This is a genomic window from Agrococcus sp. UYP33 (assembly GCF_054060915.1).
In genome coordinates, this window is the sequence record NZ_JBSSDR010000001.1 from 84052 (window position 1) to 108868 (window position 24817).

At 73.9% G+C, this 24817-nt stretch carries 30 protein-coding genes and 1 tRNA gene; 9 read left to right on the forward strand and 22 right to left on the reverse strand.

Going from position 1 to position 24817, the window contains the following annotated elements:
- Positions 1–8: 8 nt before the first annotated feature.
- Positions 9–3401 (forward strand): PKD domain-containing protein, encoded by a 3393-nt coding sequence (locus ACVWW9_RS00335; protein ID WP_456513942.1) that lies wholly within the window; start codon positions 9–11, stop codon positions 3399–3401.
- Positions 3402–3422: 21 nt separating this feature from the next.
- Here the strand turns inward: ACVWW9_RS00335 and ACVWW9_RS00340 are convergent, their stop codons facing one another.
- From ACVWW9_RS00340 to ACVWW9_RS00375, 8 genes are all read right to left on the reverse strand, one after another.
- Positions 3423–3632, reverse strand: coding sequence for a hypothetical protein (locus ACVWW9_RS00340; RefSeq protein WP_456513943.1), 210 nt, complete (start codon positions 3630–3632; stop codon positions 3423–3425).
- Between the two features lie 162 nt (positions 3633–3794).
- Positions 3795–4220 (reverse strand): pilus assembly protein TadG-related protein, encoded by a 426-nt coding sequence (locus tag ACVWW9_RS00345; protein WP_456513944.1) that lies wholly within the window; start codon positions 4218–4220, stop codon positions 3795–3797.
- Between the two features lie 17 nt (positions 4221–4237).
- Entirely contained in the window at positions 4238–4726 is a 489-nt protein-coding gene (locus tag ACVWW9_RS00350) for a hypothetical protein (RefSeq protein ID WP_456513945.1), read from the reverse strand.
- Complete coding sequence (locus ACVWW9_RS00355; protein ID WP_456513946.1) at positions 4701–5075, reverse strand: TadE/TadG family type IV pilus assembly protein; 375 nt, start codon at positions 5073–5075, stop codon at positions 4701–4703. Before ACVWW9_RS00355 ends, ACVWW9_RS00350 begins: the two co-directional genes overlap by 26 nt.
- Positions 5076–5080: 5 nt before the next feature.
- Complete coding sequence (locus ACVWW9_RS00360; protein WP_456513947.1) at positions 5081–5266, reverse strand: hypothetical protein; 186 nt, start codon at positions 5264–5266, stop codon at positions 5081–5083.
- A gap of 11 nt (positions 5267–5277) precedes the next feature.
- Positions 5278–6210, reverse strand: a complete 933-nt coding sequence (locus ACVWW9_RS00365) for a type II secretion system F family protein (protein WP_456513948.1) — start codon at positions 6208–6210, stop codon at positions 5278–5280.
- Positions 6207–7061: a type II secretion system F family protein gene (locus ACVWW9_RS00370; protein WP_456513949.1), complete on the reverse strand. Its 855-nt coding sequence runs from the start codon at positions 7059–7061 to the stop codon at positions 6207–6209. The genes ACVWW9_RS00365 and ACVWW9_RS00370 overlap by 4 nt, the downstream gene beginning before the upstream one ends.
- Complete coding sequence (locus ACVWW9_RS00375; RefSeq protein WP_456513950.1) at positions 7058–8290, reverse strand: CpaF family protein; 1233 nt, start codon at positions 8288–8290, stop codon at positions 7058–7060. Before ACVWW9_RS00375 ends, ACVWW9_RS00370 begins: the two co-directional genes overlap by 4 nt.
- Here ACVWW9_RS00375 and ACVWW9_RS00380 point away from each other — a divergent pair.
- Positions 8289–8564, forward strand: coding sequence for a VOC family protein (locus tag ACVWW9_RS00380; protein WP_456513951.1), 276 nt, complete (start codon positions 8289–8291; stop codon positions 8562–8564). The genes ACVWW9_RS00375 and ACVWW9_RS00380 overlap by 2 nt on opposite strands.
- Positions 8565–8570: 6 nt before the next feature.
- Here the strand turns inward: ACVWW9_RS00380 and ACVWW9_RS00385 are convergent, their stop codons facing one another.
- From ACVWW9_RS00385 to ACVWW9_RS00405, 5 genes are all read right to left on the reverse strand, one after another.
- A complete protein-coding gene (locus tag ACVWW9_RS00385; protein ID WP_456513952.1) occupies positions 8571–9494 on the reverse strand; it encodes a hypothetical protein in 924 nt (307 codons plus the stop codon).
- Between the two features lie 100 nt (positions 9495–9594).
- A complete protein-coding gene (locus tag ACVWW9_RS00390) occupies positions 9595–10401 on the reverse strand; it encodes an alpha/beta fold hydrolase (RefSeq protein ID WP_456513953.1) in 807 nt (268 codons plus the stop codon).
- 52 nt (positions 10402–10453) lie between these two features.
- On the reverse strand, positions 10454–11158 hold the full coding sequence (locus ACVWW9_RS00395; protein ID WP_456513954.1) for a flavodoxin family protein: 705 nt from the start codon (positions 11156–11158) through the stop codon (positions 10454–10456).
- A gap of 58 nt (positions 11159–11216) precedes the next feature.
- Positions 11217–12080: a 3-hydroxyacyl-CoA dehydrogenase family protein gene (locus tag ACVWW9_RS00400; protein WP_456513955.1), complete on the reverse strand. Its 864-nt coding sequence runs from the start codon at positions 12078–12080 to the stop codon at positions 11217–11219.
- Positions 12080–12847, reverse strand: coding sequence for an SDR family NAD(P)-dependent oxidoreductase (locus ACVWW9_RS00405; protein WP_456513956.1), 768 nt, complete (start codon positions 12845–12847; stop codon positions 12080–12082). Before ACVWW9_RS00405 ends, ACVWW9_RS00400 begins: the two co-directional genes overlap by 1 nt.
- Positions 12848–12911: 64 nt before the next feature.
- Between ACVWW9_RS00405 and ACVWW9_RS00410 the strand changes: the two genes are divergently transcribed.
- Together ACVWW9_RS00410 and ACVWW9_RS00415 are read left to right on the forward strand one after the other, a co-directional pair.
- Positions 12912–12994, forward strand: a tRNA-Leu gene (locus tag ACVWW9_RS00410).
- Positions 12995–13025: 31 nt separating this feature from the next.
- Complete coding sequence (locus tag ACVWW9_RS00415) at positions 13026–13748, forward strand: DedA family protein (RefSeq protein WP_354259878.1); 723 nt, start codon at positions 13026–13028, stop codon at positions 13746–13748.
- A 21-nt stretch (positions 13749–13769) separates the two neighbouring features.
- On the opposite strand, the gene ACVWW9_RS00420 is transcribed toward ACVWW9_RS00415, so the two are convergent.
- From ACVWW9_RS00420 to murI, 7 genes are all read right to left on the reverse strand, one after another.
- On the reverse strand, positions 13770–14423 hold the full coding sequence (locus tag ACVWW9_RS00420) for a metal-dependent transcriptional regulator (protein ID WP_354259875.1): 654 nt from the start codon (positions 14421–14423) through the stop codon (positions 13770–13772).
- A complete protein-coding gene (locus ACVWW9_RS00425) occupies positions 14404–15240 on the reverse strand; it encodes a metal ABC transporter permease (RefSeq protein WP_456515387.1) in 837 nt (278 codons plus the stop codon). Before ACVWW9_RS00425 ends, ACVWW9_RS00420 begins: the two co-directional genes overlap by 20 nt.
- 52 nt (positions 15241–15292) lie before the next feature.
- On the reverse strand, positions 15293–16042 hold the full coding sequence (locus tag ACVWW9_RS00430; RefSeq protein ID WP_456513957.1) for a metal ABC transporter ATP-binding protein: 750 nt from the start codon (positions 16040–16042) through the stop codon (positions 15293–15295).
- Positions 16039–16971: a metal ABC transporter solute-binding protein, Zn/Mn family gene (locus tag ACVWW9_RS00435; RefSeq protein ID WP_456513958.1), complete on the reverse strand. Its 933-nt coding sequence runs from the start codon at positions 16969–16971 to the stop codon at positions 16039–16041. Before ACVWW9_RS00435 ends, ACVWW9_RS00430 begins: the two co-directional genes overlap by 4 nt.
- A gap of 136 nt (positions 16972–17107) precedes the next feature.
- Positions 17108–17737 (reverse strand): RdgB/HAM1 family non-canonical purine NTP pyrophosphatase, encoded by a 630-nt coding sequence (rdgB, locus tag ACVWW9_RS00440; RefSeq protein WP_456513959.1) that lies wholly within the window; start codon positions 17735–17737, stop codon positions 17108–17110.
- Positions 17734–18468 carry a ribonuclease PH gene (gene rph, locus ACVWW9_RS00445; protein WP_456513960.1) on the reverse strand — a complete coding sequence of 245 codons (735 nt, stop codon included), beginning with the start codon at positions 18466–18468 and terminating at the stop codon, positions 17734–17736. The genes rdgB and rph overlap by 4 nt, the downstream gene beginning before the upstream one ends.
- 11 nt (positions 18469–18479) lie before the next feature.
- Complete coding sequence (gene murI, locus ACVWW9_RS00450; RefSeq protein ID WP_123698296.1) at positions 18480–19316, reverse strand: glutamate racemase; 837 nt, start codon at positions 19314–19316, stop codon at positions 18480–18482.
- A 102-nt stretch (positions 19317–19418) separates the two neighbouring features.
- Here murI and ACVWW9_RS00455 point away from each other — a divergent pair, with 102 nt between their 5' ends.
- From ACVWW9_RS00455 to ACVWW9_RS00470, 4 genes are read left to right on the forward strand one after another with little or no spacing between them, the layout of a single operon-like run.
- Positions 19419–20231: an ABC transporter ATP-binding protein gene (locus ACVWW9_RS00455; protein ID WP_456513961.1), complete on the forward strand. Its 813-nt coding sequence runs from the start codon at positions 19419–19421 to the stop codon at positions 20229–20231.
- Between the two features lie 13 nt (positions 20232–20244).
- A complete protein-coding gene (locus ACVWW9_RS00460; protein ID WP_456513962.1) occupies positions 20245–20886 on the forward strand; it encodes an ABC transporter permease in 642 nt (213 codons plus the stop codon).
- Positions 20862–21596 carry an ABC transporter permease gene (locus ACVWW9_RS00465; RefSeq protein WP_354259853.1) on the forward strand — a complete coding sequence of 245 codons (735 nt, stop codon included), beginning with the start codon at positions 20862–20864 and terminating at the stop codon, positions 21594–21596. The genes ACVWW9_RS00460 and ACVWW9_RS00465 overlap by 25 nt, the downstream gene beginning before the upstream one ends.
- A complete protein-coding gene (locus ACVWW9_RS00470) occupies positions 21593–22528 on the forward strand; it encodes an ABC transporter substrate-binding protein (RefSeq protein WP_456513963.1) in 936 nt (311 codons plus the stop codon). Before ACVWW9_RS00465 ends, ACVWW9_RS00470 begins: the two co-directional genes overlap by 4 nt.
- A gap of 16 nt (positions 22529–22544) precedes the next feature.
- Here ACVWW9_RS00470 and ACVWW9_RS00475 read toward each other — a convergent pair whose 3' ends face one another.
- A complete protein-coding gene (locus tag ACVWW9_RS00475) occupies positions 22545–23084 on the reverse strand; it encodes a GNAT family N-acetyltransferase (protein WP_354259847.1) in 540 nt (179 codons plus the stop codon).
- 66 nt (positions 23085–23150) lie between these two features.
- Here ACVWW9_RS00475 and ACVWW9_RS00480 point away from each other — a divergent pair, with 66 nt between their 5' ends.
- Positions 23151–24440, forward strand: a complete 1290-nt coding sequence (locus ACVWW9_RS00480) for a nicotinate phosphoribosyltransferase (RefSeq protein WP_456515388.1) — start codon at positions 23151–23153, stop codon at positions 24438–24440.
- A 7-nt stretch (positions 24441–24447) separates the two neighbouring features.
- On the opposite strand, the gene ACVWW9_RS00485 is transcribed toward ACVWW9_RS00480, so the two are convergent.
- A complete protein-coding gene (locus ACVWW9_RS00485) occupies positions 24448–24741 on the reverse strand; it encodes a DUF3039 domain-containing protein (RefSeq protein WP_354259841.1) in 294 nt (97 codons plus the stop codon).
- Positions 24742–24817: the final 76 nt, after the last annotated feature.

The following is a 24817-nucleotide window of genomic DNA, read 5'->3' on the forward strand; positions in this document are numbered from 1 at the left end:
GTCGTCCCATGCAGCGCCGTCCCATGCAGCGTCGTCCGTTCCCGGTGAGCGGCGTCGCCGTCACCGCGGTCGCGGTGCTCGTGCTCAGCCTCGCGATGCCTACCGCGGCGTCGGCGGCCGCGCCGGCCGCGGCGGCGCTCGTCGCTCCCCCGACCGGCGGCACCACCGCATCCGCGAGCCCCACGCTGAGCGTGATGGCGAGCGACCCGGACGGCGGCGCCCTCGACGTGACCTTCGAGGGGCGCCGGGTGGGCGCGACCGTGCCCGGCGCGACCGACGCAGAGCCCTTCTCGGTCGTCGTCGTGCCCGACACCCAGAACTACAGCTACGGGCCGATCGACCTGCTGGATGCGCAGCTGCGGTGGGTGCGCGACTCGCGCGACGCGCTCGACACGGCCTTCGTGATCCAGGTGGGCGACCTCGTGAGCGAGTGGGACATCCCGCGGCACTGGGACAACGTCTCGCGCTCGTTCGCGATCCTCGACGACGCGGGCGTGCCCAACACGGTCGTGCCCGGCAACCACGACTTCGACAACGCCACCGGCGACCTCGGCCCGTACAACAGCTACTTCCCCTCCACCCGCTACGCCGACGCGTCGTGGAACACGGCGAGCACCCGCTACGGCGGCTACCTCGGGCAGGACCAGTTCGGCCCGGACCCGATCGACCGCGGCAACGGCGACAGCTACGCGCTCTTCACCGCGGGCGGCCGCGACTTCCTGGTGCTCAACCTCGAGTGGGAGGCGCCGCAGTACGCGCTCGACTGGGCAGACCGGGTGCTCGACGCCCATCCCGGTCGGAGCGTCATCATGGCCACGCACAGCTTCGTGTCGGTGAACGGCACGCGCCGCGCCACCGCGCAGCGCCCAGGCGGCACATCGCAGACCGCGCTGTGGGAGGGCTTCGTGCGCACCCACTGCGAGATCGACCTCGTGGTGGCCGGCCACGAGCACCAGGGCGACCTCGGCGAGGCCCACCGCGTCGACGCCAACGCGTGCGGCGAGCCGGTGCCGCAGATCCTCACCGACTACCAGGCGAGGGCAAACGGCGGCGACGGCTGGCTGCGGTACTACACGTTCGACCCGGCGGCGAACACGATGCGCGCGACCACCTACTCGCCGACGCTCGACCGCTACGAGACCGACGGCAACTCGTCGTTCACGCTGCCGTTCGAGCTGACGGAGCCGCAGCCGGCGCCGTTCACGCCGATCGCGACGAGCACGGTCGCGTCGGGAGGCACTGCATCCGCGACCTGGTCGGGCCTGGCGCACGACACCGCCTACGAGTGGCGCGCGGTCGTCGACGACGGCACGACCAGGACCACGTCGGCGACCTGGACGCTCCGCACGCCGCCCGCGCCGCAGGCCGTGCTCGCCGCCGACGCGTTCGGCCGCACCGTGACCGGCGGGTGGGGCACCGCCGACGTGGGCGGAGCCTGGACGCCGGGCACCGGCACGACCGGTCCGTTCTCGGTGAACGGGTCCGAGGGGCTCATGACGCTCGTGCCCGGCCAGACGCGCGAGGTCCGGCTCGGCTCGACCGCCGGCACGTCGGCGGTCGTCGACGCGCGCGTGAGCGCGAACGTCGCCGCCGCCGGTGGCGCCGCGCACACCACGATCATCGGCAGGCAGGTCGGCACCTCGAGCTACGGGCTCAACGTGCGCTTCGAGCCGGGCGGCGTGCTGCGCCTCTACCTGCTCCACAACAACACGGCGCTCGCGACGAGGGTGACGACCTGGACGCCCGGCCAGCGCTTCAACACCCGGCTGTCGGTGACCGGGACGAACCCGACGCAGCTCGCGACGATGGTCTGGCCGGTCGGCTCGCCCGAGCCGATCTCGTGGCAGCTGACCGCGACGAGCACCGTCGCGGCCATGCAGGCGGCGGGACCCGTCGTCATCAAGACGGCCGTCAGCTCGACGTCGACGGTCGCGTCGACGCGCGTCGCGTTCGACGACCTGCGCGTCGTCGACCCGGCGGGCGTGCCGCCGCAGAACACCGCGCCCGTGGCTCGCTTCACGACCGGCGGCACCGGGCTCACCGTCACCGCGAACGGCACCGGGTCGACGGACACCGACGGCACGATCACCGGCTACGCGTGGACCTGGGGCGACGGTTCGACGAGCACGGGTGCCACGGCGCAGCACACCTTTGCGACCGCCGGCACCTACTCGATCGGCCTGACCGTCACCGACGACGACGGTGCCACGCACGCGACGTCGAGCAGCGTCACCGTCACCGCTCCCCCGCCGCAGAACACCGCGCCGGTGGCCCGCTTCACCACCGGCGGGACCGGCCTCACTGTCACCGCGGACGGCACCGGGTCGACGGACGCCGACGGCACGATCACCGGCTACGCGTGGACCTGGGGCGACGGCGCCACCGGCACGGGCGCGACCGCGCAGCACGCGTACGCGGCCGCCGGCACCTATTCGATCGGCCTGACGGTCACCGACGACGACGGCGCGACGCACGCGACGTCGAGCAGCGTCACCGTCACCGCTCCCCCGCCGCCGAACCAGCCGCCGACCGCGGCGATCGCCGCTCCGGCGATCACCGGCCGCACCGTCGCGCTCGACGGGAGCGGCTCGACCGACCCCGACGGGTCGATCGCGACGTACGCGTGGCAGTTCGGCGACGGCAACACCGGCACCGGTCCGACGCCGACGCACACCTACGCGACCGACGGCACCCGCACCGTCACCCTGACCGTGACGGATGACGACGGCGCGACCGCGTCCACGACCCGGTCGGTCACGGTGACGACCGCGCCGCCCGCCGGCGTGCTCGCGACCGACGCCTTCGGCCGCGTGCTCAGCAACGCGTGGGGCACGGCCGACACCGGCGGCCCGTGGACGCTGAGCGGCACGGCCTCGGCCTTCTCGGTCGCCGGCGGCGCCGGCGTCGTCGCCATCGGGCCCGGCTCGACGCGCGAGGCGCGGCTCGCGGGCGTCTTGACCTCGAACGCCGTCGTGACGGTGCGCATCAGCGCGGATGCCGCGGCCGCAGGGGGCGCGGCGAGCGCCACCGTGGTCGGGCGGCTCGTCGGCTCGTCGACCTACGCGGCGCGGCTGCGGCTCGAGCCGGGCGGCATCATCCGGCTCTACCTGCTCCGCGACGAGGTGGCGCTCGCCGGCAGCTACGTGCTGCCGGGCGCGTACGTGCCCGGCGAGGCGATCATGCTGCGCCTCAGCGTGCGCGGCACCTCGCCGACGACGCTCGGCGCCATGATCTGGCGCGCGAGCGGCACGCAGCCCACGAGCTGGCAGCTGCAGGCGACCGACGCCACGGCCGCGATGCAGACCGCGGGGATCGTGACGCTCAAGTCGGCGATCTCGTCGTCGTCGACGGTCGCGACCACCCGCTTCCGCTACGACGACTACCGGGTGACGACGAGCTGACGGCCGAGCGAGGACAGCTGGTCAGGCGTCGGCGCGAGCGCGATGCAGATCGCGCTGCCCGAGGCGCGTCGCGAGCGCGATGCGGTCCAGGGCGCGCTCGGCGGTGGAGGTGTCTCCGCTCTCGTACGCTCGAGCGAGCGTCACCAGCCAGGTGTCGATCGCCTCGGCGACGCCTGCTTGCAGGCTCGAAGCGGGTGATGGCGCGGTGCCCGTGGGTGTGGTGCTTGCCATGTCGTGGCTTCCTCTCCGTACGTGAATGGGAGCGGCGTCCGACACTGGAGCGGTCGCGCCGGGTAGCGCCGCTCAGATCTCCAGCGTAACGCGGTTACATTTCCAGCGGGTTTCGGGCTCCTCGGCGTCGACCCTCGCCCGGTGCTGAGGAGCTGCGGCGCGTCAGTCGAGGAACACCGCGCGGGCGGTCGACGTCACGTCGAGCCGGATGCCGTCGGGCAGGAAGAGCGACACGACCGGCGGGCGCCAGGCGCTCGAGACGGTGACGGTGGCGCTGCGGGCGTCGGCGCTCGCGCCGTCGACGCGGAGGCCCGCGAGGCCGCTGCCGGCCGCGACGGTCCAGGCTGCGGCCGCCAGGTCGACGGCGCGGTCGGCGAGCTCCGGTGCCGCCGCATCGCCGTCGAACCGCACCTGCTCGAGCGCGAACGCCTCGGCCGCGGCGAGCGCCGCGCCGTCGGCCACCGTGAACAGCCGGCGGCGCTCGATGAGCAGGCTCGTGGCCGCGGTGACGGCGAGGATGAGCGCGAGGGCGAGGGCGGCGAAGCCGATGGTCAGCACGAGCGTCGACCCGTCGTCCTCCCGCGCCAACCGGCGAGCGAGTCGCCTCACGGCGCACCGCCGAACGCGGAGACCGGCTGGACGGCTCGGGCGGAGATGGGTACGCCGATGCCGACGTCGGGTGCGAGGACGGGCGGCACGAGCGGCAGCGGCACGGTGGCATCCACCTGCACGGTCACGGTGCCGCCGCGGGTGTCGCACGCGCCGGGGTCTGGCTCGCACGCGATCGTCACCTGCGCCGCGTCCCGCTCGATGCCGGCGTCGGCCATCGCCACGAGGAGCGAACGGTCGGCGGCCTCGAGGCCGGCGTCGTGGTTCGGCGCCTGGGCGATCGTCCGTGCCGCGTGCCGAGCAGCGCCCTCGACGCCGAGCACCGCGAGCTGGATCTGGCCGAGCGCCAGCACGAGGTAGACGAGCGGCACGAGCAGCAGCACCCCGACGGTGAGGAACTCCAGCGACGCGGAGCCCGTCTCGTCGACGAGCCGGTCACGGGCCGCGCGGACCGGCGGCTCACCCGAGCGACTCGACCGGCGCATGCCCGGTCACCTCCAGCCCGATCGGCCCGACCAGGCCGAGCACCGGCAGCGGTGCCGCGACGCGGATCTCGATCGTCTCGAGCCCGGCGACCGACGCGGTGGTCGCAGAGACGCGCTCGGCGTAGCTGGCACCGAGCGCGACGGTGATGAGCTCACGCGTGCGCGCGACGCCCGCCGAGGCATCCGCGCCGACGAGCGCTGCGTGGCGGGCGCCCTCGGCAGCCGCATCGGCGAGGGTGGCGCGCACGTGCAGCGCGAGGGTGAGCTGGACGACCGACAGCGCGAGCGCCACGAGCAGCGCCGCGACCATCGTGAACTCCGCGACCGCCGAGCCGCGCTCGTCGGCCACGCGCATCAGAAGCTCGAGACGCGCGCGATCGCCTGCTCGAAGACGCCGGTGAGCGCCGGACCGGCGACCGTCCAGAGCACGATCACCAGCCCCGCCGTCATGAGCGTGACGAGCACCCAACCGGGCACATCGCCGCGCTCCTCGCGCACGCGCCCGACGAGGCGCGCGTACCTGGTGCTGATCGTCGACATGGTGTCCTCCTTCAGAATCCGACCTGCAGCACGTGGATGCCCGGCCACAGCGCGAACGCCACCGTCGTCGGCAGCAGTCCGAAGACCAGCGGCACGAGCATCGAGATCTCCTTGCGGCCCGCCGCCTCGAGTAGGTCCCGCTTCGCCGCCTCCCGGGCGTCGAGCGCCTGCGCCTGCAACGTCTGGGCGAGCGGGGTGCCGCGCTCGAGCGCGCCGCGCATCTGCTCGACGCAGCGGGTGACGGCCGGATGCCCCAGGTCGTCGGCCAGCGTCGCGAGCGCGCTCGACAGGCTCGTGCCCGCCGCGGCATCGGCGACGACCCCGGCCAGCTCACGACCGAGGGCACTCGAGCCGGCCGCGCCTACCCTGCGCAGCGCATCCTGCAGCCCCTCGCCCGCCGCGAGGCTCAGCGACAGGAACTCGAGGATCGAGGGCAGCTCGCTCGAGATGCGTGCGAGCCGTCGCTTCGCGCGGCGCTGCAGCAGCCAGTCGACGGCGACGGCGCCGCCCACGGCGCCCATCGCGGCGAGCGCCGCGGGCAGCGCCGACGGGCCGCCCTGCACGGCGACGGCGACCCCGACGGCCGCCCCGGCAGCTCCGCCGAGCGCGGCCCAGCGCAGCTGGCGTCCGCGCACGTCTGCGACCGTCTCCGGCGAAGCCGCCTGCCGCAGCCGCCGGCGCACGCGGTCCGGTGCGCCGAGCACAGCGCGGAGCACCGGCGCGAGCCGGTCGCCGACCGGCGAGGCGACCACGCCGAGCACCCGGGTGGGGCTCACCCTGCGCCGGGCGACGAGGTCGCGCGCGCCGGCAGAGACGTCGAGCACGTAGGGTGCGACGCGGTGCAGCAGCAGCGGCCGGCGCAGCATCGGCGTCAGGCTCACGAGCATCCACAGCCCGAGCCCGAGGCTCGCGCCGAGGATGAGGCTCCAGCCGGCGTCGCTCACGCGAACCACCGCGCCTCGTTCGGCAGGGCGCCGATCCGGAGCATCACCCGGTAGGCGATGCAGGTCACCACGGCGCCGCCGGTGATGAGCAGCAGCCCGCCCGGTGCGTTGTAGGCCTGCGCGGCCTCGGGTCGCGTCGACAGGATGAGCAGCACGATCCACGGCGCCGCGACACCCAGCCGCGCAGCGCTCACGATCCAGGACTGTCGCGCTTCGAGCTCGCCGCGCGTCGCGAGGTCGACGCGCAGGTAGGCGGCGAGCTCGCGCAGCACCGTCGTCACCTCGGTGCCCCCGACCTCGCGCGCCATGCGCAGCGTCTCGATGAGGCGGTCCCCGACCGGGTCCGCGAGCCGGTCCTTCAGGCGGTCGAGCGCGTAGCCGAAGCTGCCGGTCGCCCGCAGGTCGGCGGCGTAGGCGGCGAAGGGCGACCGCGTGAGCTCCGGGCCCGCGCGCTCGAGCTGCGCCACCGCATCCGGCAGCGCCAGGCCGCTCCGCACCGCCGACACCAGGTGGTCGACGACGTCGGGCCAGACACCGGCCTGCGCACGACGGCGTCGGCGTGCGCGCCACCGGACCGCGAGCGGCGGTGCAGCGACGCCGAGGACGAACGCCGCCCCTGCGACGGCGACGACCGGCACGAGCGCGAGCGCGATGCCGGCAGCGAGGACGCCGGTGAGCAGCGCCACCGCGGCGACCGCGAGCGGCGGGATGCCCTCGAGCCCCGCGTGCGCGAGCCGGTCGAGCACCGGTCGCCCGGCGCGCTCGAGGCGACGCGGGGCGCGTGGCCACAGCCACGGGCTGACGGCGAGCACGACGCCCAGCCCCAACGCGGCGCCGAGTAGCCAGGTCATGCCGCGCCTCCCGCCAGCAGCGCGACCGGATCGATGCCGACCGCGGCGAACTTGGCGATGCGGGCTGGGTGCGAGCCGGTCGGCTCGAGCAGCCCGTCGCGCAGCGCGAAGAGCGTCGACGCCTCGACGATGCCGCCGATCGCGGACCCGGTCGGCGCGAGGATCTCGACGACGCTGCGATTGCCGCGCGCGTCGATCGCGAGGTGCACGACGAGGTCGATGCACTGCGCGACGGTCGGCACGACGAAGCCCGCGTCGATGTTGCGGCCGGCGAGGAGCGGCAGGGTCGTCAGCTTGCCGAGCGCGTCGCGCGCGGAGTTGGCGTGGATCGAGCACATGCCGCTCACGCCGCAATTGAGCGCGACGAGCAGGTCGAGCGCCTCGGCCTCGCGCACCTCGCCGACGATCAACCGATCCGGCCGCATGCGGAGGCTCTCCTTGACGAGGCGGCGCAGCGTGATCTCGCCGGTGCCCTCGAGCGACGGCTGTCGGCACTGCAGCGCCACGATGTCGTCGACCGGCGGGTCGAGCTCGAACGTCTCCTCGACCGTCACGACCCGCTCGCCCGGCCGCACCGCCGAGAGCAGCGCGTTGAGCAGCGTGGTCTTCCCCGCGTGCGTCGGTCCCGAGACCAGGATGTTGCTGCCGGCCACGACCGACTGCCGGAGGAAGTGGGCCGCCTGCTGGCTGAGCGCCCCGCGCTCGACGAGCGCCGCGAGCGACGACAGCCGGCGTGCGAACTTGCGGATGTTGATGCTCATGGCACCCCGGGCGACGTCGCCGGATGCCACGTGGAGCCGCGAGCCGTCCGGGAGCGAGGCGTCGACGAACGGCGTCGAGAGGTCGACGCGCCTGCCGGTCGTTGACAGCATCCGCTCGACGAGGTCGCGCACCTCGCGCTCGGTCAGCCGCAGCGGCAGCGGCTCGCTCACGCCGGCGCGGGCGCAGAAGACGCGCGAGCCCTGGTTGATCCACAGCTCCTCGATCTCGGGGTCGTCGAGGTACGGCTGCAGCGGCCCGTAGCCTGAGACCGCCGCGAGTACGTCGCGCTGCGCCTGCTGCTCGTCGGCGAGCATCGGCAGGCTGCCGCCGAGCGACCGCTCGGCGTAGGAGCGCACCGCATCGCGCACGTAGCGCTCGGCGAGGTCGCCCGAGCGCGCGAGGTCGACCCCGTCGCGCCGCACCTTCGCCCGCACGGATGCGGTGATGTCGGCGACGGCCTGGCGCATGCGTGCCAGTGAAGCCGACCGGCGTCTCCCGGCGCGGAACTTGTCCACAGCGAGGGTCGGTCTTGACAACGACCTCCCGGGTCCACCGGTCGGAGCAGCGCTCTGGATCTACGTCGACGACGTCGACCGGAGCCACCGGGCGGCGCTCGAAGCAGGAGCGACGAGCGTGGCGGAGCCCGAGCTCATGCCGTGGGGTGAGCGGGTGGCGCAGGTGCGCGATCCGGACGGCTTCCTGCTCTACCTCGGGGACGAGGCGAGCGACGAGCACGGCTGACGCCGATCACTCCCCCGCCCAGCGCAGCACCCGCAGCGCCTGAAGCGTGATCCATCGGTTCGGCTCGCCGACCTCGCCGTAGTCGATGCGCGCGTCGCCGCCGTGCCGGGCGTCGAGCGGCCAGGTGCCGTCGGCGCGGCGCTTCGCGCGCACGAGCTCGATCGCCTCGGCCATCCGCTCGTCGGGTGCCGCGCCGACGGTGCGGAAGTGCTCGAGCGCGCGCAGCGCGTCGTAGTGCCAGCGTGGCGGGAAGGCGAAGGCGCGGTACCCCTCGCTGATCAGCTCGCCGGTCGACAGGCGGCGCAGCAGGCCGCGCTCCAGCAGGTACGCCTCGCCGCTCCTGCGCGCCTCCGGCACGGGCGGGTCGTCGCTGATCCGCTCGAACGCCGCGAGCGCCTCGAGCACCGCGATCGTCGTGTCGAACGACGACCGGACGCTCCCGCGCTCCTGCTCGCAGTTCCAGCCGCCGTCCTCCATGCGCTCGCCGAGCAGCCGCTCGACGACCGGAGCGACATCGACGCCGTAGTAGACGGCGTTCGTCACGAGCGCCGCGTTGATGCACGGCTCGACCTCGCCGTCGAAGAAGGGCAGGTCGTCGTACTCCCACCGCGTCACCCGCGCGACGTCGGAGATCGCATCCCGCACCGCGGCATCCGCCGGGTCGACGCCGAGGAGCCGCAGCTCGGTGAGCACGTGCGACGTGGATGTCCACGGCTGGCCCGGCAGCGTCGGCTCGGCCTTCGGGAAGTGCGCGCCGCCCGCCCACTGGCCGTCGTCGCCGCGCTCGGCCAGCAGCTGCGCGCCCCAGCCCTCGCGGGCGACCTGGGCGCGCTCGGCCGCCACCTCGTCGGGCTCGGCGCCCTGCAGGTCGCGCAGCACCTGCCAGCGGATGGCCGGATCACCCTGCAGCAGCCAGTCGATGGTGTCCATGCGGGCATCCTGCCCCGCGCCGCCCACGCGCGCCAGCGCCCGTCGAGGACGTGCGTCCGAGTGACGGGCAGCTCGGACGCACGCCCTCAACCGTCGGCGATCACTCGGCCAGGAAGCCGAGCAGCGCCCGGTTGAACTCCTCCGCGTGGCTCACGTTGAGGCCGTGCGGGGCGCCCTCGACGACGTGCAGCTCGCTGCCGTCGATCGCCGCGTGCGTGCGGCGGCCGGAGCCCTCGAAGGGCACCGTCTGATCGCCGTCGCCGTGGATGACGAGCGTCGGCACCGAGATCGCACCGAGGTCGTCGCGGAAGTCGGTCGTCGCCCACGCATCCATCGCACCGAGCGCCGCCGCCTGCGACGACTGCTTCGCGAGCGCGAGCGCCTGCTGCCGCTGCTCCTCGGTCACCTGCAGCCCCTCCGCGGTGGAGAAGAAGCCGGTCGTGAAGTCGTCGAAGAACGCGTCGCGGTCCTGCTCCAGGCCGCCGCGCATCTGCAGGCGCGCCTCGTCGGTCAGCGGCCCGTCCGGGTTGTCGTCGGACTGCAGCAGGAACGGCGGCACCGCCGCGGCGAAGACGACCGAGCGCACCCGGTCCTGGCCGTAGGCCGAGACGTAGCGCGCGACCTCGCCGCCGCCCATCGAGAACCCGACGAGCGTGACGTCGTCGAGGTCGAGGTCGGTCAGCACGGAGTCGAGGTCAGCGGCGAGGGTGTCGTAGTCGTAGCCAGTCTCGGGCTGCTCGCTGCGGCCGAAGCCGCGCCGGTCGTACGAGACGACGCGGTAGCCGGCCGCGACGAGCGCGTCGGTCTGCTCGTCCCACGACTCGGCCGACAGCGGCCACCCGTGGATCAGCACGACCGGGCGGCCGTCGCCGCCGGAGTCCTCGATGTGGAGTCGGATGTCGGGCATGGTGCCTCCTGGGTCGGTGGGATGTCGGGTGGTCGGTGCAGCGCTCGTCCGGCTAGCGGTATTCCGGGTTCTGGAACCCGAAGCGCTCGCCGCGCTCCCACGCGTCGCGGTCGTTGCCCTCGGCGGGGATGCCGCCCTGCAGCAGCCGTGCGAGGTGGAGCAGGTTCCACGCCATGATCGTGACGTTGCGCTTCGTGAAGTCGTTGTCGGCGCCTGCGTGTGAGCCGTCGTCGAGCTCGTCGCCGTACGACGGGCCGGGACCCGCCTCCCCCACCCAGCCGGCGTCGGCCTGCGGCGGGATCGTGTAGCCGATGTGCTGCAGCGCGTAGATCGCCTCGCGCGCGACGTGCTTCATGCCGTCCTCGTTGCCGCCGACGAGCACGCCGGCGACCTTGCCGTAGGAGATCGACTGGCCGTCGTCGTTGAGCACGCTCGACTCCGAGTAGAGGCGCTCGATGACCCGGCGGAAGACGCTCGAGCCGTCGCCGAGCCAGATCGGCGTCGCGAGCACGAGGATGTCGGCGGCGAGCACACGCTCCCAGAGCGCCGGCCAGGCGTCCTCGCTCGCGCCGTGCTCGGTCATGTCGGGCTGCACGCCCGGGGCGATCGCGTGGTCGACGGCGCGCACGATCTCGACCTCGACGCCCTGCTTGCGCAGGATCGTCGCGCTCGCCTGGATGAGCAGGTCGGTGTGGCTCTCGTCGGGCGACGGCGTGAGCGTGCAGTTGAAGTACAGGGCTCGGATGGGCTCGGTCATCCGGCCACGCTCGCACGCGACCCTGTGAGCGCCATGTCCCTCCGCGGGCTGTCCGCCGTCAGCGGTCGAGCTGCTCGCGCGCCTCCAGCAGTGCCGCGAGCCGCTCGGCGAAGCGGGCCGGCGCATCCGCGTCGCGCGGCAGGAACCCCTCCCCCGTCTTCGCACCGAGGTCGCCGCGCGCCGCGCGATCGCGCAGCATGGCGGGCGCGGCGGATGCGTCGCCGAGCGTCGGCAGGATGCCGTCCGCGACGCTCGTCCACACGTCGAGCCCGCCGAGGTCCATGACCTCGAACGGCCCGGCGAGCGCCCAGCGCGGCCCGAGCCCCGCCGTGACTGCGAGGTCGACCTGCTCGGGCGTCGCGATGCCGAGCTCGACGAGGTGCATCGCCTCGCGGTAGAGCGCCGCCTGCAGCCGGTTGGCGATGAATCCCTCGACCTGCTGCGCGAGCGGCACGGCCGTCTTGCCGGCGGCGGTCAGCAGCGCCGTCATCCGCTCGACCGTCGCGGCGGGCGTGGCCGGGCCGGGCACGACCTCGACGAGCGGCACGGTGTCGGCGGGGTTGAAGAAGTGGGCGATCACCAGCCGGGACGGGTCGCGCATGTCGGCCGCGAGCGCATCCGGGGCGATCGACGAGGTGTTCGAGGCGATGATCGCGTCGGGGTTCGCCGCCTCGACCTGGGCGAGCAGCGCCCGCTTGAGCTCGAGCCGCTCAGGCGCCGCCTCGAGCACGATCGTGGCGCCGTCGACCGCCGCCTCGACGCTGTCGTGCGCGGATGCGCCCGCCGACTCGGCCGCGCGCGCGGCAGCCGCGGGGTCGACGTCGAAGACCCGCACCTCGTGCCACGCCCTGGCGAAGACGCGCGCGATGCCCGCGCCCATGACGCCGGCGCCGAGCACCGCGACGACCTCGCGGGCGGCCATCAGTCGTCGAGCCGGGCGCCGAGCCCGACGCCGGCGATGATCCGGTCGGGCACGAGCACGGCGATCGGCGCCGCCAGGCGGTAGCGCCAGTCGGCGACGACGATGCCCCGCCGCGTGCGCAGCGCCCGCAGGCCGTCGCGCACGACCGCCGACGCATCCGCCCACCCGATCTCGGGGACGGTCGTCGCGTCGACGCCCATCCGCTCGTGGAACTCGGTGGCGACGAAGCCCGGCAGCAGCGCGGTGACGACGACGCCGTCGCGGCGGTACTGCGCGCGGAGCGCCCGCGAGAGCATGAGCAGCTGCGCCTTCGCCGCCGAGTACGTGCCGCTCGGCAGGCGGCCCGCGAGGCTCGCGACGTTGAGGATGCCGCCCCGGCGCCGGGCGCGCATGCCCGGCAGCGCCGCGTGCGCGAGCCGCAGCGGCACCCAGGAGAGCAGCTCGTGCATGCGCCGCTCGTCCTCGATCGCGGAGGCGTGGAAGGGCTCGGCGACGGCGAAGCCCGCGTTGTTGACGAGCACGTCGACCGGCCGCGCGTCGTCGGCGAGGCGCGCGGCGACCCGCTCGAGGTCGTCGTGCTCCAGCAGGTCGGCGGCGAGCACCTCGACCTCGGTGCCGCGAGCGGCGGCGAGCTCGTCGGCGAGCGCGCGCAGCCGTGCCTCGTCGCGCGCGACGAGCACGAGCGAGAAGCCGTCCGCCGCGAGCTGACGCGCGAACTCGGCGCCGAGGCCCGCGGATGCTCCGGTCACGAGCGCGCGCATGTCCATGGCTCAACCTTGGCAGACGGTGCGCCGCGGCGTGGGCGCGCGCCGCTACGCTGGGCACACCCACGCGGGAGTGGTGGAATTGGCAGACACGCAGGATTTAGGTTCCTGTGCCCTCGTGGCGTAGGGGTTCAAGTCCCCTCTCCCGCACTGCCCGGACCCATCGCGAAGGAGCCTGCCTGTGCACGCGCTGCCAGCCGAGTTCCTCATCGACATCGAGGGGCTGATCGCCGGTGCGGGCGTCTGGGCGCTCCTGCTCGTCTGCGCGATCGTCTTCGTCGAGACCGGGCTGCTCGTCGGCTTCCTGCTGCCGGGCGACACGCTGCTCGTGATCGCCGGGGTGCTGTCGTTCACGGGCGTCATCCCGCAGCCCATCTGGCTCGTCTGCCTGTGCATCGCGATCTGCGCGGTCGCGGGCGACCAGCTCGGCTACTTCATCGGCCACAAGGCCGGGCCGCCGATCTTCCAGCGAAAGTCGTCCGGGCTCTTCTCGCATCGCACGATCGAGCGCACGAACCGCTTCTTCCTCCGCTACGGCGCCGCCGCGGTCATCATCGCCCGCTTCATCGGCATCGTGCGCACCTTCATGCCCGTCGCCGCGGGCGTCGGGCGGATGCCGTGGCCGCTGTTCCTCCGCCTCGACATCGTCGGCGGGCTGCTCTGGGGTGCCGGGCTGCCGCTCGTCGGCTGGGGTGTCGCGCACATCCCCGGGGTCGCCGACATCGTCACCGAGTACATCGACCTCGTGCTGCTGGGCGTCGTCGCGATCGCGATCGTCGCGATCATCTGGCACGCCATCCAGTCGCGCCGCGAGGTCGAGCGCGAGCTGCGCGACGGCACCGCGACCGGGCAGGTGCAGACGCTCGACCTCTCCGGCACGAGCGAGCCGGGCCTGGAGCGCTAGGGACGCTGCGCGACCGAGCGCCTACGCGCTCAGCCAGATCGCCTGCGCGACCTCCGGCCCCAGGTCGATCGTGCCCGCGCCGGTGCGCACCTGGATCGAGCCCGAGTAGGGCTTGAGCCCCAGCACCTCGAGGTCGGCGTCGAGCGCGACGCCCGAGTCGGCGAGGAAGCGCAGCATGGCCGGGTCGGCGTCGGAGATGCGCACGATCGTGCCCGCGTGGCCGACCGGCGCATCCGCGAGCACGACGGCATCCGGTCGCACGACGGTGCCGTCGGCGGCGGGGATGACGTCGCCGTGCGGGTCGCGCGTCGGGTCGCCGAGCGAGCGGGCGATCGAGTCGAGCAGCCGGTCGCTCAGCGCGTGCTCGAGCACCTCGGCCTCGTCGTGCACCTCGTCCCAGTCGTAGCCGTGCCGCTCGACGAGCCACGTCTCGACGACGCGGTGCCGACGCACCTGCCGCACGGCGAGCGTGCGGCCTGCGTCGGTGAGCTCGATCGCGCCGTAGGGGCGGTGGTGCACGAGGCCGGCGGCCGCGAGCTTCTTCACCATCTCGGTGACGGTCGAGTTCGCGAGCCCGAGCCGGCCGGCGAGCTGCGACGGCGTGATCGGGTCGGGCTGCCACTCGGTGTGGTGGTAGATCGCCTTGACGTAGTCCTCAGCCGCTGTCGACTGCATGACGCCTCGCTCTCGTCGATCGGCTCCTCGCCCACCGGATGACGAGCCCCCGGCGGGGCCCGAAGAGCAACGCTAGCCCGAACGCGAGCCCCTGGGTGAGGACCACGGCGCCGCCCGGGGAGATGTCGAGCCAGAACGCGGCGATGAGCCCGGTGAGCGCCGCCACCGCGGTGACGCCGACCGACCAGCCGAGCAGCGCGTCCCAGCGCCCGACGATGAGCGACGCGGTCGCGCCCGGGATGACGAGCATCGCGACCACCAGGATGATGCCCACCGCCTGCAGCGCCGTCACGACGGTGAGCGCGAGCGCGCCGAGCAGCACGGCGTGCAGGATGCGAGGGCGCAGGCCGATCGCGTGCGCGTGGCCGGCGTCGAACGCGACGAGCGTCAGGTCGCGGCGCAGCACGACGAGCGTGCTGCAGACGACGGCGCCGACGATGAGCACCTGGGCGATGTCGGCGTCGCTGACGCCCAGCACGTTGCCGAACAGGATGTGCTGGAGGTCGGTGTCGGCGGGCGTCACCGAGACGATCACGAGGCCGAGCGCGAACAGCGTGGTGAAGACGACGCCGATGGCCGCATCCGCCTTGATCCTGGTGGCCGCGCGCACCCCGCCGATCAGCGCGACGGCACCGATGCCGAAGACAGCGGCGCCGAGCGCGAACGGCAGGCCGAGCAGGTAGGCGAGCGCGACGCCCGGCAGCACCGCGTGTGAGACCGCGTCGCCCATGAGCGACCAGCCCATCTGCACGAGCCACGTCGACAGCAGCGCGCACGCGACGGCGGCGACGAGCGTGACGAGCATCGCCCGCAGCATGAAGTCGTAGGCGAAGGGCGCGAGCAGCGCATCGAGGAGCGTCCCGTCCACGTCAGGCCTCCTCGCGGGTGCCGGCCCCGAAGGCCTCGGCGATGCGCTGGGGCGTGAGCACCTCGTCGGGCGGCCCGTGGTGCAGCAGCCGGCCGCGCAGCAGCAGCACCGCGTCGACGAGCTCGGCGACGCCCGAGAGGTCGTGGTGCACGATCACGACGGTGCGGCCGCGATCGCGGAGGCCGCGCAGCACCTCGGTGATCTGCGCCTCGCTCGTGCGGTCGACGCCCGCGAACGGCTCGTCGAGCAGCAGCAGCTCGGCGTCCTGCGCCATCGCGCGCGCGACGAACGCGCGCTTCCGCTGCCCGCCCGAGAGCTCGCCGATCGGCCGGTCGGCGAGGTCGTCGATGCGCAGCAGGTCGAGCGCCTCGTCGACCGCGGCGCGGTCGGCGGCGCGCGGGATGCGCAGCATGCCCATCCGCCCGTAGCGACCGGTCGTGACGACGTCGCGCACCGTGATGGGGAAGTCCCAGTCGACGGACTCCGCTTGCGGCACGGATGCCACGAGGCCCGCGCGGCGCGCCTCCTTGGGCGTGCGGCCGAGGATGCGCACGGTGCCCTCGTGCGGCACGCGCTCGAGCACGGCCGCGAGCATCGACGACTTGCCCGAGCCGTTGACGCCCACGAGCCCGGTGATCTCGCCGGCGCGGATGCGCACGGTCACGTCGGCGAGCGCGCGCACGTCGCCGTAGCGCACGCCGAGCCGCTCGGTGGAGATCGCATCGGCCGTCGGGTGCTGAAAGGCCGTCATCCGCCCAGCCCTTCCAGGATCGCGTCGACGTCGTGCTCGACGAGCGCGAGGTAGGTGGGCGCGGGACCGCCCGGCACCGAGAGCGAGTCGACGTGCAGGCTGCCGTCGAAGCGCACGCCGGCGTTCCGCGCGATCTGCTGCTGGGTGCCCGGATGCGTCGTCGACTCGCAGAAGACGGTCGGCACCCCGGTGCGCTCGACGGCCGCGGCGACGGCGGCGATCGACTGCGGCGTGCCCTGGCCGCCGGCGTTCACCGGCCAGAGGCTCGCCTCGGCGAGGCCGGCGTCCCGCGCGAGGTAGCTGAACGCGCCCTCGCACGTGACGAGGATGCGGTGCGCCTCGGGCAGCCCTGCGACGCCGTCGCGCAGCCGGTCGCCGAGGCCCTCGAGCTCGGCGGTGATCGCCGCCGCCCGGCGGTCGATCGCGGCGCGCTCTGCGGGGACGAGGTCGCCGATCGCGACCCGGAGCGCCTCGACGTAGGCCGCGCCCTCGGCCGGCGACACCCACGCGTGCGCGTTCGGGTTGCCGGCGTAGTGGCCGGTCTCGATCGGGATCGGCTCGACGACGTCGCTCAGCACGACGTGCGGTGCGGCCGCGCGCTCGACGAGCGTGAGCAGCCAGTCGTCGATGCCCATCCCGTTCGTCACCACGAGGTCGGCGCCCTCGGTGCGCACGAGGTCGCCCGGCGTCGGCTCGTAGTCGTGCACCTCGACGCCGGGGCGCGTGAGCGACTCGACCCGCGCGGCGTCGCCCGCGACCTCGCGCGCGAGGTCGGCGATGACCGTGAAGGTCGCGAGCACGAGCGGCCGGCCGTCGTCGACGGGCGCGGGGGCCGCGGCGCCCGGCGCGGCGCAGCCGGTCAGCGCCGCGAGCGCTGCCGCAGCAACGACCGCGGCGATTCGCCGCCCCGCACGCACATCTTTCGGCATGCCGAAATCATGGCATATGGCGGCTGTCAGAGCGAGATGGACCCGATCCCGGACGGTGGACCCGAGATCTGGGGTCCATCATCCGGATTCGGGTCCACGAGGGTGCCGTCGGGTGCAGCCCGCGCTCGGGCGGGGGTCAGCGCCCGGCGATGCGCGCGGCGAGCGCCTCGAAGGCGATGCGGCGGTGGCTCCGCGCGTCCTTCTCCTCGGCGCTCAGCTCGGCGGCGGCGCGGCCGTCGCCGTCGTGCGGCAGGAAGATCGGGTCGTACCCGAACCCGCCCTCGCCGCGCGGCGCATCCGCGACCGTGCCGGCCCACACGCCCCGCTCGACGAGCTCGCCGTCGGCGTCGACCCACGCGGCCGCGCAGACGAAGCTCGCGGCGCGATCCGTGCGGCCCTCGAGGTTCGCGAGCAGCAGCTGCAGGTTGTCGAGGTCCTCGCGCGTGCCGGCATAGCGCGCCGAGTGGATGCCGGGTGCGCCGTCCAGCGCGTCGACCGCGATGCCGGAGTCGTCCGCGAGCGCCGGCAGGCCGGTGCGCTCGTGCGCGGCGCGCGCCTTGATGAGCGCGTTCGCCTCGAACGTGTCGCCGTCCTCGACGGGCTCGGGCCCGTCGTCGGGCAGCAGCTCGACGCCCGGCAGCAGCGGCGAGAGGATGCGCTGCAGCTCCTCGATCTTGTGCGGGTTTCGCGTGGCGACGACGACCTGCAGGCCGCCGCCGCGCACCTCGACGCCGGTGGCGCCGAAGCCGGTGTCGACGGGGGTCATGCGAGCGCCTCGCGCTGCAGCTCGGTGAGCCGCTGCGTGCCGGCGAGCGCGAGGTCGACCATCGCGTCGAGCTCCGAGCGGTCGAAGGGCGCGCCCTCGGCGGTGCCCTGCACCTCGACGAGCAGGCCGCGGCCGGTCGCGACGACGTTCATGTCGGTGCCGGCCCGCACGTCCTCGACGTAGGCGAGGTCGAGCAGCGGCCTGCCGTCGACGATGCCGACCGAGATCGCGGCGACGGAGTCGATGATGGGCTTCGCGCTCGCCGGCACGCGGCCGCTCGCCTGCGCCCACGCGATCGCGTCGGCGAGCGCGACGTAGGCGCCGGTGATCGCCGCGGTGCGGGTGCCGCCGTCGGCCTGCAGCACGTCGCAGTCGACGGCGATCGAGAGCTCGCCGAGCGCCCGCATGTCGACCGCGGCGCGGAGCGACCGGCCGATGAGCCGCGAGATCTCGTGCGTGCGCCCGCCGACGCGGCCCTTGATGCTCTCGCGGTCCATCCGCTCGTTCGTCGAGCGCGGCAGCATGGCGTACTCCGCCGTCACCCAGCCCTTGCCCTTGCCCGACATCCATCGCGGCACGGAGGGCATGACGGATGCGGTGCAGAGCACGCGCGTGGAGCCGAACGAGATGAGGGCGCTGCCCTCCGCCTGCTCGCTCCAGCCGCGCTCGATCGTGACCTGCCGCAGCTCGTCGGCCTGCCGGCCGTCCTTGCGCGTGCCTGTGTCAGCCACGGTGATCTCCTTCAGTCGGTGCGGCCGGGGAGCTGGATGACCCCGGTCTGGTGGAACTCGACGTGCGTGACCTCCGGCCCGAGGAAGCGGCGGGCGAGCCGCAGGAAGGGCTCCTGCGCCTCGGTCGTCGCCTCGAACTCGTAGGCCGGGATCGCGCCGGGCGGCGCGAGCAGCTGCCGGTCGCTCAGGATGCGGTAGACGTCGGCGGCCGTCTCCTCGGCGCTCGACACGAGCCGCACGTCCGGGCCGGCGACGTAGCCGATCGCGCCGGCGAGCAGCGGGTAGTGGGTGCAGCCGAGCACGAGCGTGTCGGGGCGCTCCGCGAGCAGCGGCTCGAGGTACTCGTGCGCGGCGGCGAGCACCTCGTCGCCGGTCGTGACGCCGGACTCGACGAACTCGACGAACCGCGGCGCGGCGCCCGCGGCCACGTGCGGCACCCCTGCCTCGGCGAACGCGCGCTGGTACGCGCCCGAGCCGATCGTGCCGGCGGTGCCGATCACGCCGATCCGCCCCGACCTGCTCTGCCGCACGGCGGCGCGCACGGCCGGGTCGATGACCTCGACGACCGGGATGCCCATGCCCTCCTCGTAGCGCTCGCGCGCGATGTCGAGGGTCGCGGCCGAGGCGGTGTTGCACGCGATGACGAGCATCTTCACGCCCTGGGCGACGAGCGTGTCGAGCACGTCGAGCGCGAGGCGGCGCACCTCGGCCTGCGCGCGCGGCCCGTAGGGGCCGTTCGCGGTGTCGCCGATGTAGGTGATCGACTCGGCGGGCAGCTGGTCGATGATCGCGCGCGCCACGGTGAGACCGCCGACGCCGCTGTCGAAGACTCCGATCGGGCGCTGCACGTCGGCCAGCCTAGCCGCGGCGCGCGGAGCGGCTCGCGCACCGCCTGGAGCGTCGTGTCAGCGGGGCGCGGTATCGTCTGCATCCCGACGGCAGGAGTCCGCGTGATTGAGTTCGCATCCGTGCGCAAGGAGTATCCCGGCGGCACGGTCGCGGTCGAGGACTTCAGCCTCACGATCCCCTCGCATGCCGTCGCGGTGCTCGTCGGCTCGTCCGGCTGCGGCAAGACGACGCTGCTCCGCATGATCAACCGCATGGTCGAGCCCTCCGGCGGCACCGTCAGCATCGACGGCGTCGACGTGCGTTCGATGGATGCCGTGAAGCTGCGCCGCTCGATCGGCTACGTGCTGCAGGCTGGCGGCCTGCTCCCCCATCGCACGATCGCCGACAACGTCGCGACCGTGCCGGTGCTCGAGGGCCGCAGCCGCAGGCAGGCTCGGCAGGATGCGCTCGGCCTGCTCGAGCGCGTCGGCCTCGACACCGCGCTCGCCGACCGCTACCCCGGGCAGCTCTCCGGCGGGCAGCAGCAGCGCGTCGGCGTCGCCCGTGCGCTCGCCGCCGATCCCAACATCCTGCTCATGGACGAGCCGTTCGGCGCCGTCGACCCGATCGTGCGCGACCAGCTGCAGGCTGAGATGCGGTCGCTGCAGGCCGAGCTCGGCAAGACGATCGTCTTCGTCACGCACGACATCGACGAGGCCTTCGCGCTCGGCGACGAGGTGCTCGTGCTGCGGAAGGGCGCCGAGATCGCCCAGCGCGGCACGCCCGCCGAGATCCTCGCGAACCCCGCGGACGACTTCGTCGCGAGCTTCGTGGGCGCGGGCAGCGCCCGCCGCACGCTCCGCATCCGCGAGGTCGACGGCCGCAGCATCGTGGTCGACGGCGACGACCGCCCGACCGGCGTGCTGGCGCGGTGAGGGCGGCGTCGCCATGACCTGGCTCAGCCAGAACCTCCACATCGTCGGCGCGCTGCTCGTTGACCACCTCGTGCTGTCGATCGTGCCGATCGTGCTCGCGATCCTCGTGTCGGTGCCGCTCGGCTGGATCGCCTCCCGCTACCGTCGCGCCCGCACGCCGCTGCTCACCGGCACCGGGCTCCTGTACGCCGTGCCGTCGCTGCCGCTGTTCATCATCGTCGCGCCGATCATCGGGGTGCCGGTGCGCTCCCCCGTCACGATCGTCGTCGCGCTCACGCTCTACGGCGTGGCGCTGCTCGTGCGCGGCGCCGCCGACGCCTTCGGCTCGGTGCCCCGCGAGACGATGCTCGCGGCCGATGCGATGGGCCACTCCGCGTGGGCGCGCTTCTGGCGCGTCGAGCTGCCGCTCGCCGGCCCCGTGCTGCTGTCGTCGCTGCGCGTCGTGGTGGTCTCGACCGTGAGCCTCGTCACGGTCGGCGCCGTGGTCGGGGCGTCGAGCCTCGGCACGCTCTTCACCGACGGGTTCCAGCGCGGCATCGAGGCGTCGATCGTCACCGGCATCGTGCTCACGGTCGTCGTCGCGTTCGCGCTCGACGCGCTCGTCGTGCTCGCGGGCAGGCTCGCGATGCCGTGGCGACGGGCGGTGGCGGCGTGAACCTGTTCGCGGAGGCGATGGCCTACCTGCTCGATCCGGCCAACTGGGCAGGGGACGGCAGCATCGGCCTGCGGATCCTCGAGCACCTCGCGTTCTCGGGCGCGGTGCTGCTCGTCGCCGCGGCGATCGGCATCCCCGCCGGGGTGCTCATCGGGCACACCGGCCGCGGCCGCGGGCTCGTGATCGCGCTGACGAGCGGCGCGCGCGCGATCCCCACGCTCGGGCTGCTGACGATCTTCGGGCTGCTGCTCGGCATCGGGTTCGAGGCGCCGTTCCTCGCCCTCGTCGTGCTCGCGCTGCCGCCCGTGCTCGCAGGCGCGTACGCCGGCGTCGAGTCGGTCGACCGGCTCGTGATCGGCGGTGCGCGGGCGATCGGCATGACCGAGCGGCAGATCCTCACCGGCGTCGAGCTGCCGCTCGCGAGCCCGGTGCTCATCGGCGGGCTCCGCTCCGCGGCGCTGCAGGTCATCTCGACGGCGACGCTCGCGGCGTACGTCTCGGACACCGGCCTCGGCCGGCTCATCTTCTCCGGCCTGAAGACCCGCGACTACGGCGTCATGCTCGCCGGCTCGCTGCTCGTCGCGCTGCTCGCACTCGTCGTCGAGCTGCTGTTCCAAGCCGCCCAATCCGCGGCGGCCCGCCGCGCCGAACCACTCGGCACCCCACGCACCACCGCGCGCGCACGCGCATCAGAGAGGAACTCCGCATGACCACTCCCATCCGCAGGGCGGGCCTCGCGCTCGCCGCGCTCGGCACCGCCGGTGTCGTCCTGGCCGGCTGCTCGAGCGCCGACCCGCTCGAGGAGAGCCCCAGCACCGCGCCGAGCGGCAGCAGCGAGAGCACGACGCTCGTCGTCGGCTCGCAGGACTACTACTCCAACGAGATCATCGCCGAGCTCTACGCCCAGGGGCTCGAGGACGCCGGCTACACGATCGACCGCCAGCTGCGCATCGGGCAGCGCGAGGTCTACCTGCCCGAGATCGAGTCCGGCTCGATCGACCTCTTCCCGGAGTACACCGGCCCGCTGCTGCAGGTCTGGGCCGACGCCCCGGAGGAGCGCGAGAGCGACGAGGTCTACGCGGCGCTCACCGAGGCCGCGCCCGAGGGCATCACGATCCTCGACCAGGCGCCCGCCACCGACCAGGACTCCTACGTGGTGACGCGCGAGTTCGCCGAGCAGTACGACCTCACGACGGTCGCCGACCTCGCGAACGTCGACGTGCCGCTCACCATGGGCGCGAACTCCGAGGCCGAGACGCGGCCGAACGGGCCGCAGGGCCTCGCCGACGTCTACGGCATCGAGGTCGGCTTCACGCCGATCGAGGACGGCGGCGGCCCGCTCACCGTGCGCGCGCTGCAGGACGGCGACGTCCAGCTCGCGATCCTCTACACCGCGCAGCCGGAGATCGCCGAGAACGACCTCGTCGTGCTCGAGGACACCGAGGGCCTCTTCCTGTCGTCGAACGTCGTCCCGGTCGCGAGCGACCGCGTCGACGAGGAGGCGCAGGCGGTCGTCAACGAGATCAGCGCGGCGCTCACGTCGGACGAGCTCATCGAGCTCAACCGCCGCAGCACCGTCGACCAGTCGCCGGCCGCCGACATCGCGGCAGCGTGGCTCGAGGAGCAGGGGCTGCTCGGCTGAGCACGCCGCGTCGGGGTCAGTCCTTCAGCATGCGGTGCATGCTGATGTGGCCCCAGGTCGGGCCGGTCGACACCCGCTCGTCCAGATGACGGAACCCGCGCCGCTCGTAGAACCGAGCGGCGCGGGCGTTCCCGTCGATGAGCCAGAGGTAGTGCGGCCGCTCGTCGACGACCTCGTCGAAGAGCACGCCGCCGAGCCCGGTGCCATGCAGGTCGGCGTGCACGTAGAGGCGCCCGAGCTCGCGCGCAGCCGGCGCGGGCACGAAGCCGAGCTCGACCTCCCACGCCGCCGGGGCGGGCTCCGCGGCCGCGACGCCGACGATGCGGTCGCCGAGCCACGCGATGCGCCGCTGGGCATCGCCGGGCGCGGCGAAGGCGTCCGCGAGCCCCTGGATGTCGGCCTGCGCGAGGCCGTCCTCGTGGAAGGCGTCCGGCAGGAGCCCGGCATAGGTGCGCAGCTGCTCCTCGACGAGGAACAGCGCCCACGCGGGCGCGTCGGCCGGGGTCGGCGGGCGCAGCTCGACGCCATCGGGCAGGGGTCGGGAGGATGCGGGCACCGAGCCACGCTACCCGCCCCGAGCGGGGGCGCGTCATAGGCTTGCGCCGTGACCGACACCGCGCTCATGACCGACCGCTACGAGCTGACGATGATCGACGCCGCGCTGCGCGCCGGCACGGCGTTCCGGCCCTCCGTCTTCGAGGTGTTCGCGCGCCGGCTCCCGGGCGCCCGCCGCTACGGCGTCGTTGCCGGCACGGGCCGCTTCCTCGAGCTGCTCGCCGACTTCCGCTTCGGCGACGACGAGCTGCGCTTCCTGCGCGACGAGCACATCGTCTCGAACGAGCTGCTCGACTGGCTCGCCGACTACCGGTTCTCGGGCGACATCCGCGGCTACGCGGAGGGCGAGCTGTACTTCCCGGGCTCCCCCATCCTCGTCGTCGAGGGCTCGTTCGCCGAGGCGGTCGTCCTCGAGACGCTCGCGCTCTCGGTGCTCAACTACGACTCGGCGGTCGCGAACGCCGCCACCCGCATGACGCGCGCGGCGAAGGGCCGTCCGGTCGCCGAGATGGGCTCACGCCGCGCGAACGAGGAGGCGGCGATCGCCGCCGCCCGCGCCGCCTACATCGCCGGCTTCGGCGCCACCTCCAACCTCGCGGCCGGCGCGCGCTGGGGCATCCCGACGATGGGCACCGCCGCGCACTCCTTCACGCTGCTGCACGACTCCGAGGCGGCCGCCTTCCAGGCGCAGATCGACGCGCTCGGGGTGGGCACGACGCTGCTCGTCGACACCTACGACATCGAGCAGGGCATCCGCACGGCCATCGAGGTCGCCGGCACCGGCCTCGGCGGCATCCGCCTCGACTCCGGTGACCTCGACGAGGTCGCCACCGAGGCGCGGGCGCTGCTCGACTCGCTCGGCGCCACCGGCACGCGCATCACCGTCACGAGCGACCTCGACGAGTACGCGATCGCGGCGCTGCAGGCGAGCCCGGTGGATGCCTACGGCGTCGGCACGAGCCTCGTCACCGGCTCGGGCGCGCCCGCGGCCGGCATGGTCTACAAGCTCGTCGCGCGCCAGGGCGACGACGGCGCCTGGGTCGGCGTCGCGAAGCACTCCGAGGACAAGGCGTCGAAGCCGGGCGAGAAGGTCGCGGTGCGCACGCTCGAGCAGGGCGTCGCGGTCGAGGAGACCGTGCTCGTCACCGACCACCGGCCCACGCTCGACGCGGCGGCCGCCGGCGGCCGCGCGCTGCAGGTGCCGCTCGTGCAGGGCGGCGAGATCGACGACCGCTGGCTCGGCCGGCAGGGCGTCGCCGCCGCTCGCGAGCGCCACGACGCCGCCGTCGCGGAGCTGCCGAACGAGGCGCACCGCCTCGCGCGCGGCGAGCCGGTCATCCCGACCGTCTTCCGCTGAGGACGGCCTACTCCTGGCGGAGCTTCTCGTAGATCTCCTTGCAGGCGGGGCAGATCGGGAACTTCTCCGGGTCGCGCCCCGGGGTCCACTTCTTGCCGCACAGCGCGCGCACGGGCTTGCCCGAGAGCGCGGACTGCAGGATCTTCTCCTTCTTGACGTAGTGCGAGAACCGGTCGTGGTCGCCGTCCTCCACCGACTCCTCGTTGAGGAGCTTCTCGAGCTCGCGGTCGAGCACGTCGGTGCTCCCGCCGGCGCCGATCGAGCCGGGGCCTGCGGTGTCGGGTGCGGGCAGCTGCGTCATGCCTCCATCATCCCACGACCCGGCATCGCACGCTCAGCCTGCTCCCGGCTCGTGGCGGCATGCTTCTCGTCTGCGC

Bases quoted from the DNA above. Each gene is read 5' to 3' on its own strand.
- ACVWW9_RS00400 (WP_456513955.1), bottom strand. From the start codon at position 12,080: ATGGCCGCCCGCGAGGTCGTCGCGGTGCTCGGCGCCGGCGTCATGGGC.
- ACVWW9_RS00430 (WP_456513957.1), bottom strand. From the start codon at position 16,042: ATGACGGCCTTTCAGCACCCGACGGCCGATGCGATCTCCACCGAGCGG.
- ACVWW9_RS00435 (WP_456513958.1), bottom strand. From the start codon at position 16,971: ATGCCGAAAGATGTGCGTGCGGGGCGGCGAATCGCCGCGGTCGTTGCT.
- ACVWW9_RS00335 (WP_456513942.1), top strand. From the start codon at position 9: ATGCAGCGCCGTCCCATGCAGCGTCGTCCGTTCCCGGTGAGCGGCGTC.
- ACVWW9_RS00375 (WP_456513950.1), bottom strand. From the start codon at position 8,290: ATGCGCCAGGCCGTCGCCGACATCACCGCATCCGTGCGGGCGAAGGTG.
- ACVWW9_RS00390 (WP_456513953.1), bottom strand. From the start codon at position 10,401: ATGCCCGACATCCGACTCCACATCGAGGACTCCGGCGGCGACGGCCGC.
- ACVWW9_RS00395 (WP_456513954.1), bottom strand. From the start codon at position 11,158: ATGACCGAGCCCATCCGAGCCCTGTACTTCAACTGCACGCTCACGCCG.
- ACVWW9_RS00405 (WP_456513956.1), bottom strand. From the start codon at position 12,847: ATGGACATGCGCGCGCTCGTGACCGGAGCATCCGCGGGCCTCGGCGCC.
- ACVWW9_RS00470 (WP_456513963.1), top strand. From the start codon at position 21,593: ATGACCACTCCCATCCGCAGGGCGGGCCTCGCGCTCGCCGCGCTCGGC.
- rdgB (WP_456513959.1), bottom strand. From the start codon at position 17,737: ATGACCCCCGTCGACACCGGCTTCGGCGCCACCGGCGTCGAGGTGCGC.
- ACVWW9_RS00425 (WP_456515387.1), bottom strand. From the start codon at position 15,240: ATGCTGCGGGCGATGCTCGTCACGCTCGTCGCCGCCGTCGCGTGCGCG.
- ACVWW9_RS00380 (WP_456513951.1), top strand. From the start codon at position 8,289: ATGCGTGCCAGTGAAGCCGACCGGCGTCTCCCGGCGCGGAACTTGTCC.
- ACVWW9_RS00385 (WP_456513952.1), bottom strand. From the start codon at position 9,494: ATGGACACCATCGACTGGCTGCTGCAGGGTGATCCGGCCATCCGCTGG.
- ACVWW9_RS00480 (WP_456515388.1), top strand. From the start codon at position 23,151: ATGACCGACCGCTACGAGCTGACGATGATCGACGCCGCGCTGCGCGCC.
- ACVWW9_RS00340 (WP_456513943.1), bottom strand. From the start codon at position 3,632: ATGGCAAGCACCACACCCACGGGCACCGCGCCATCACCCGCTTCGAGC.
- ACVWW9_RS00360 (WP_456513947.1), bottom strand. From the start codon at position 5,266: ATGTCGACGATCAGCACCAGGTACGCGCGCCTCGTCGGGCGCGTGCGC.
- ACVWW9_RS00350 (WP_456513945.1), bottom strand. From the start codon at position 4,726: ATGCGCCGGTCGAGTCGCTCGGGTGAGCCGCCGGTCCGCGCGGCCCGT.
- ACVWW9_RS00370 (WP_456513949.1), bottom strand. From the start codon at position 7,061: ATGACCTGGCTACTCGGCGCCGCGTTGGGGCTGGGCGTCGTGCTCGCC.
- ACVWW9_RS00485 (WP_354259841.1), bottom strand. From the start codon at position 24,741: ATGACGCAGCTGCCCGCACCCGACACCGCAGGCCCCGGCTCGATCGGC.
- ACVWW9_RS00420 (WP_354259875.1), bottom strand. From the start codon at position 14,423: ATGCAGTCGACAGCGGCTGAGGACTACGTCAAGGCGATCTACCACCAC.
- ACVWW9_RS00460 (WP_456513962.1), top strand. From the start codon at position 20,245: ATGACCTGGCTCAGCCAGAACCTCCACATCGTCGGCGCGCTGCTCGTT.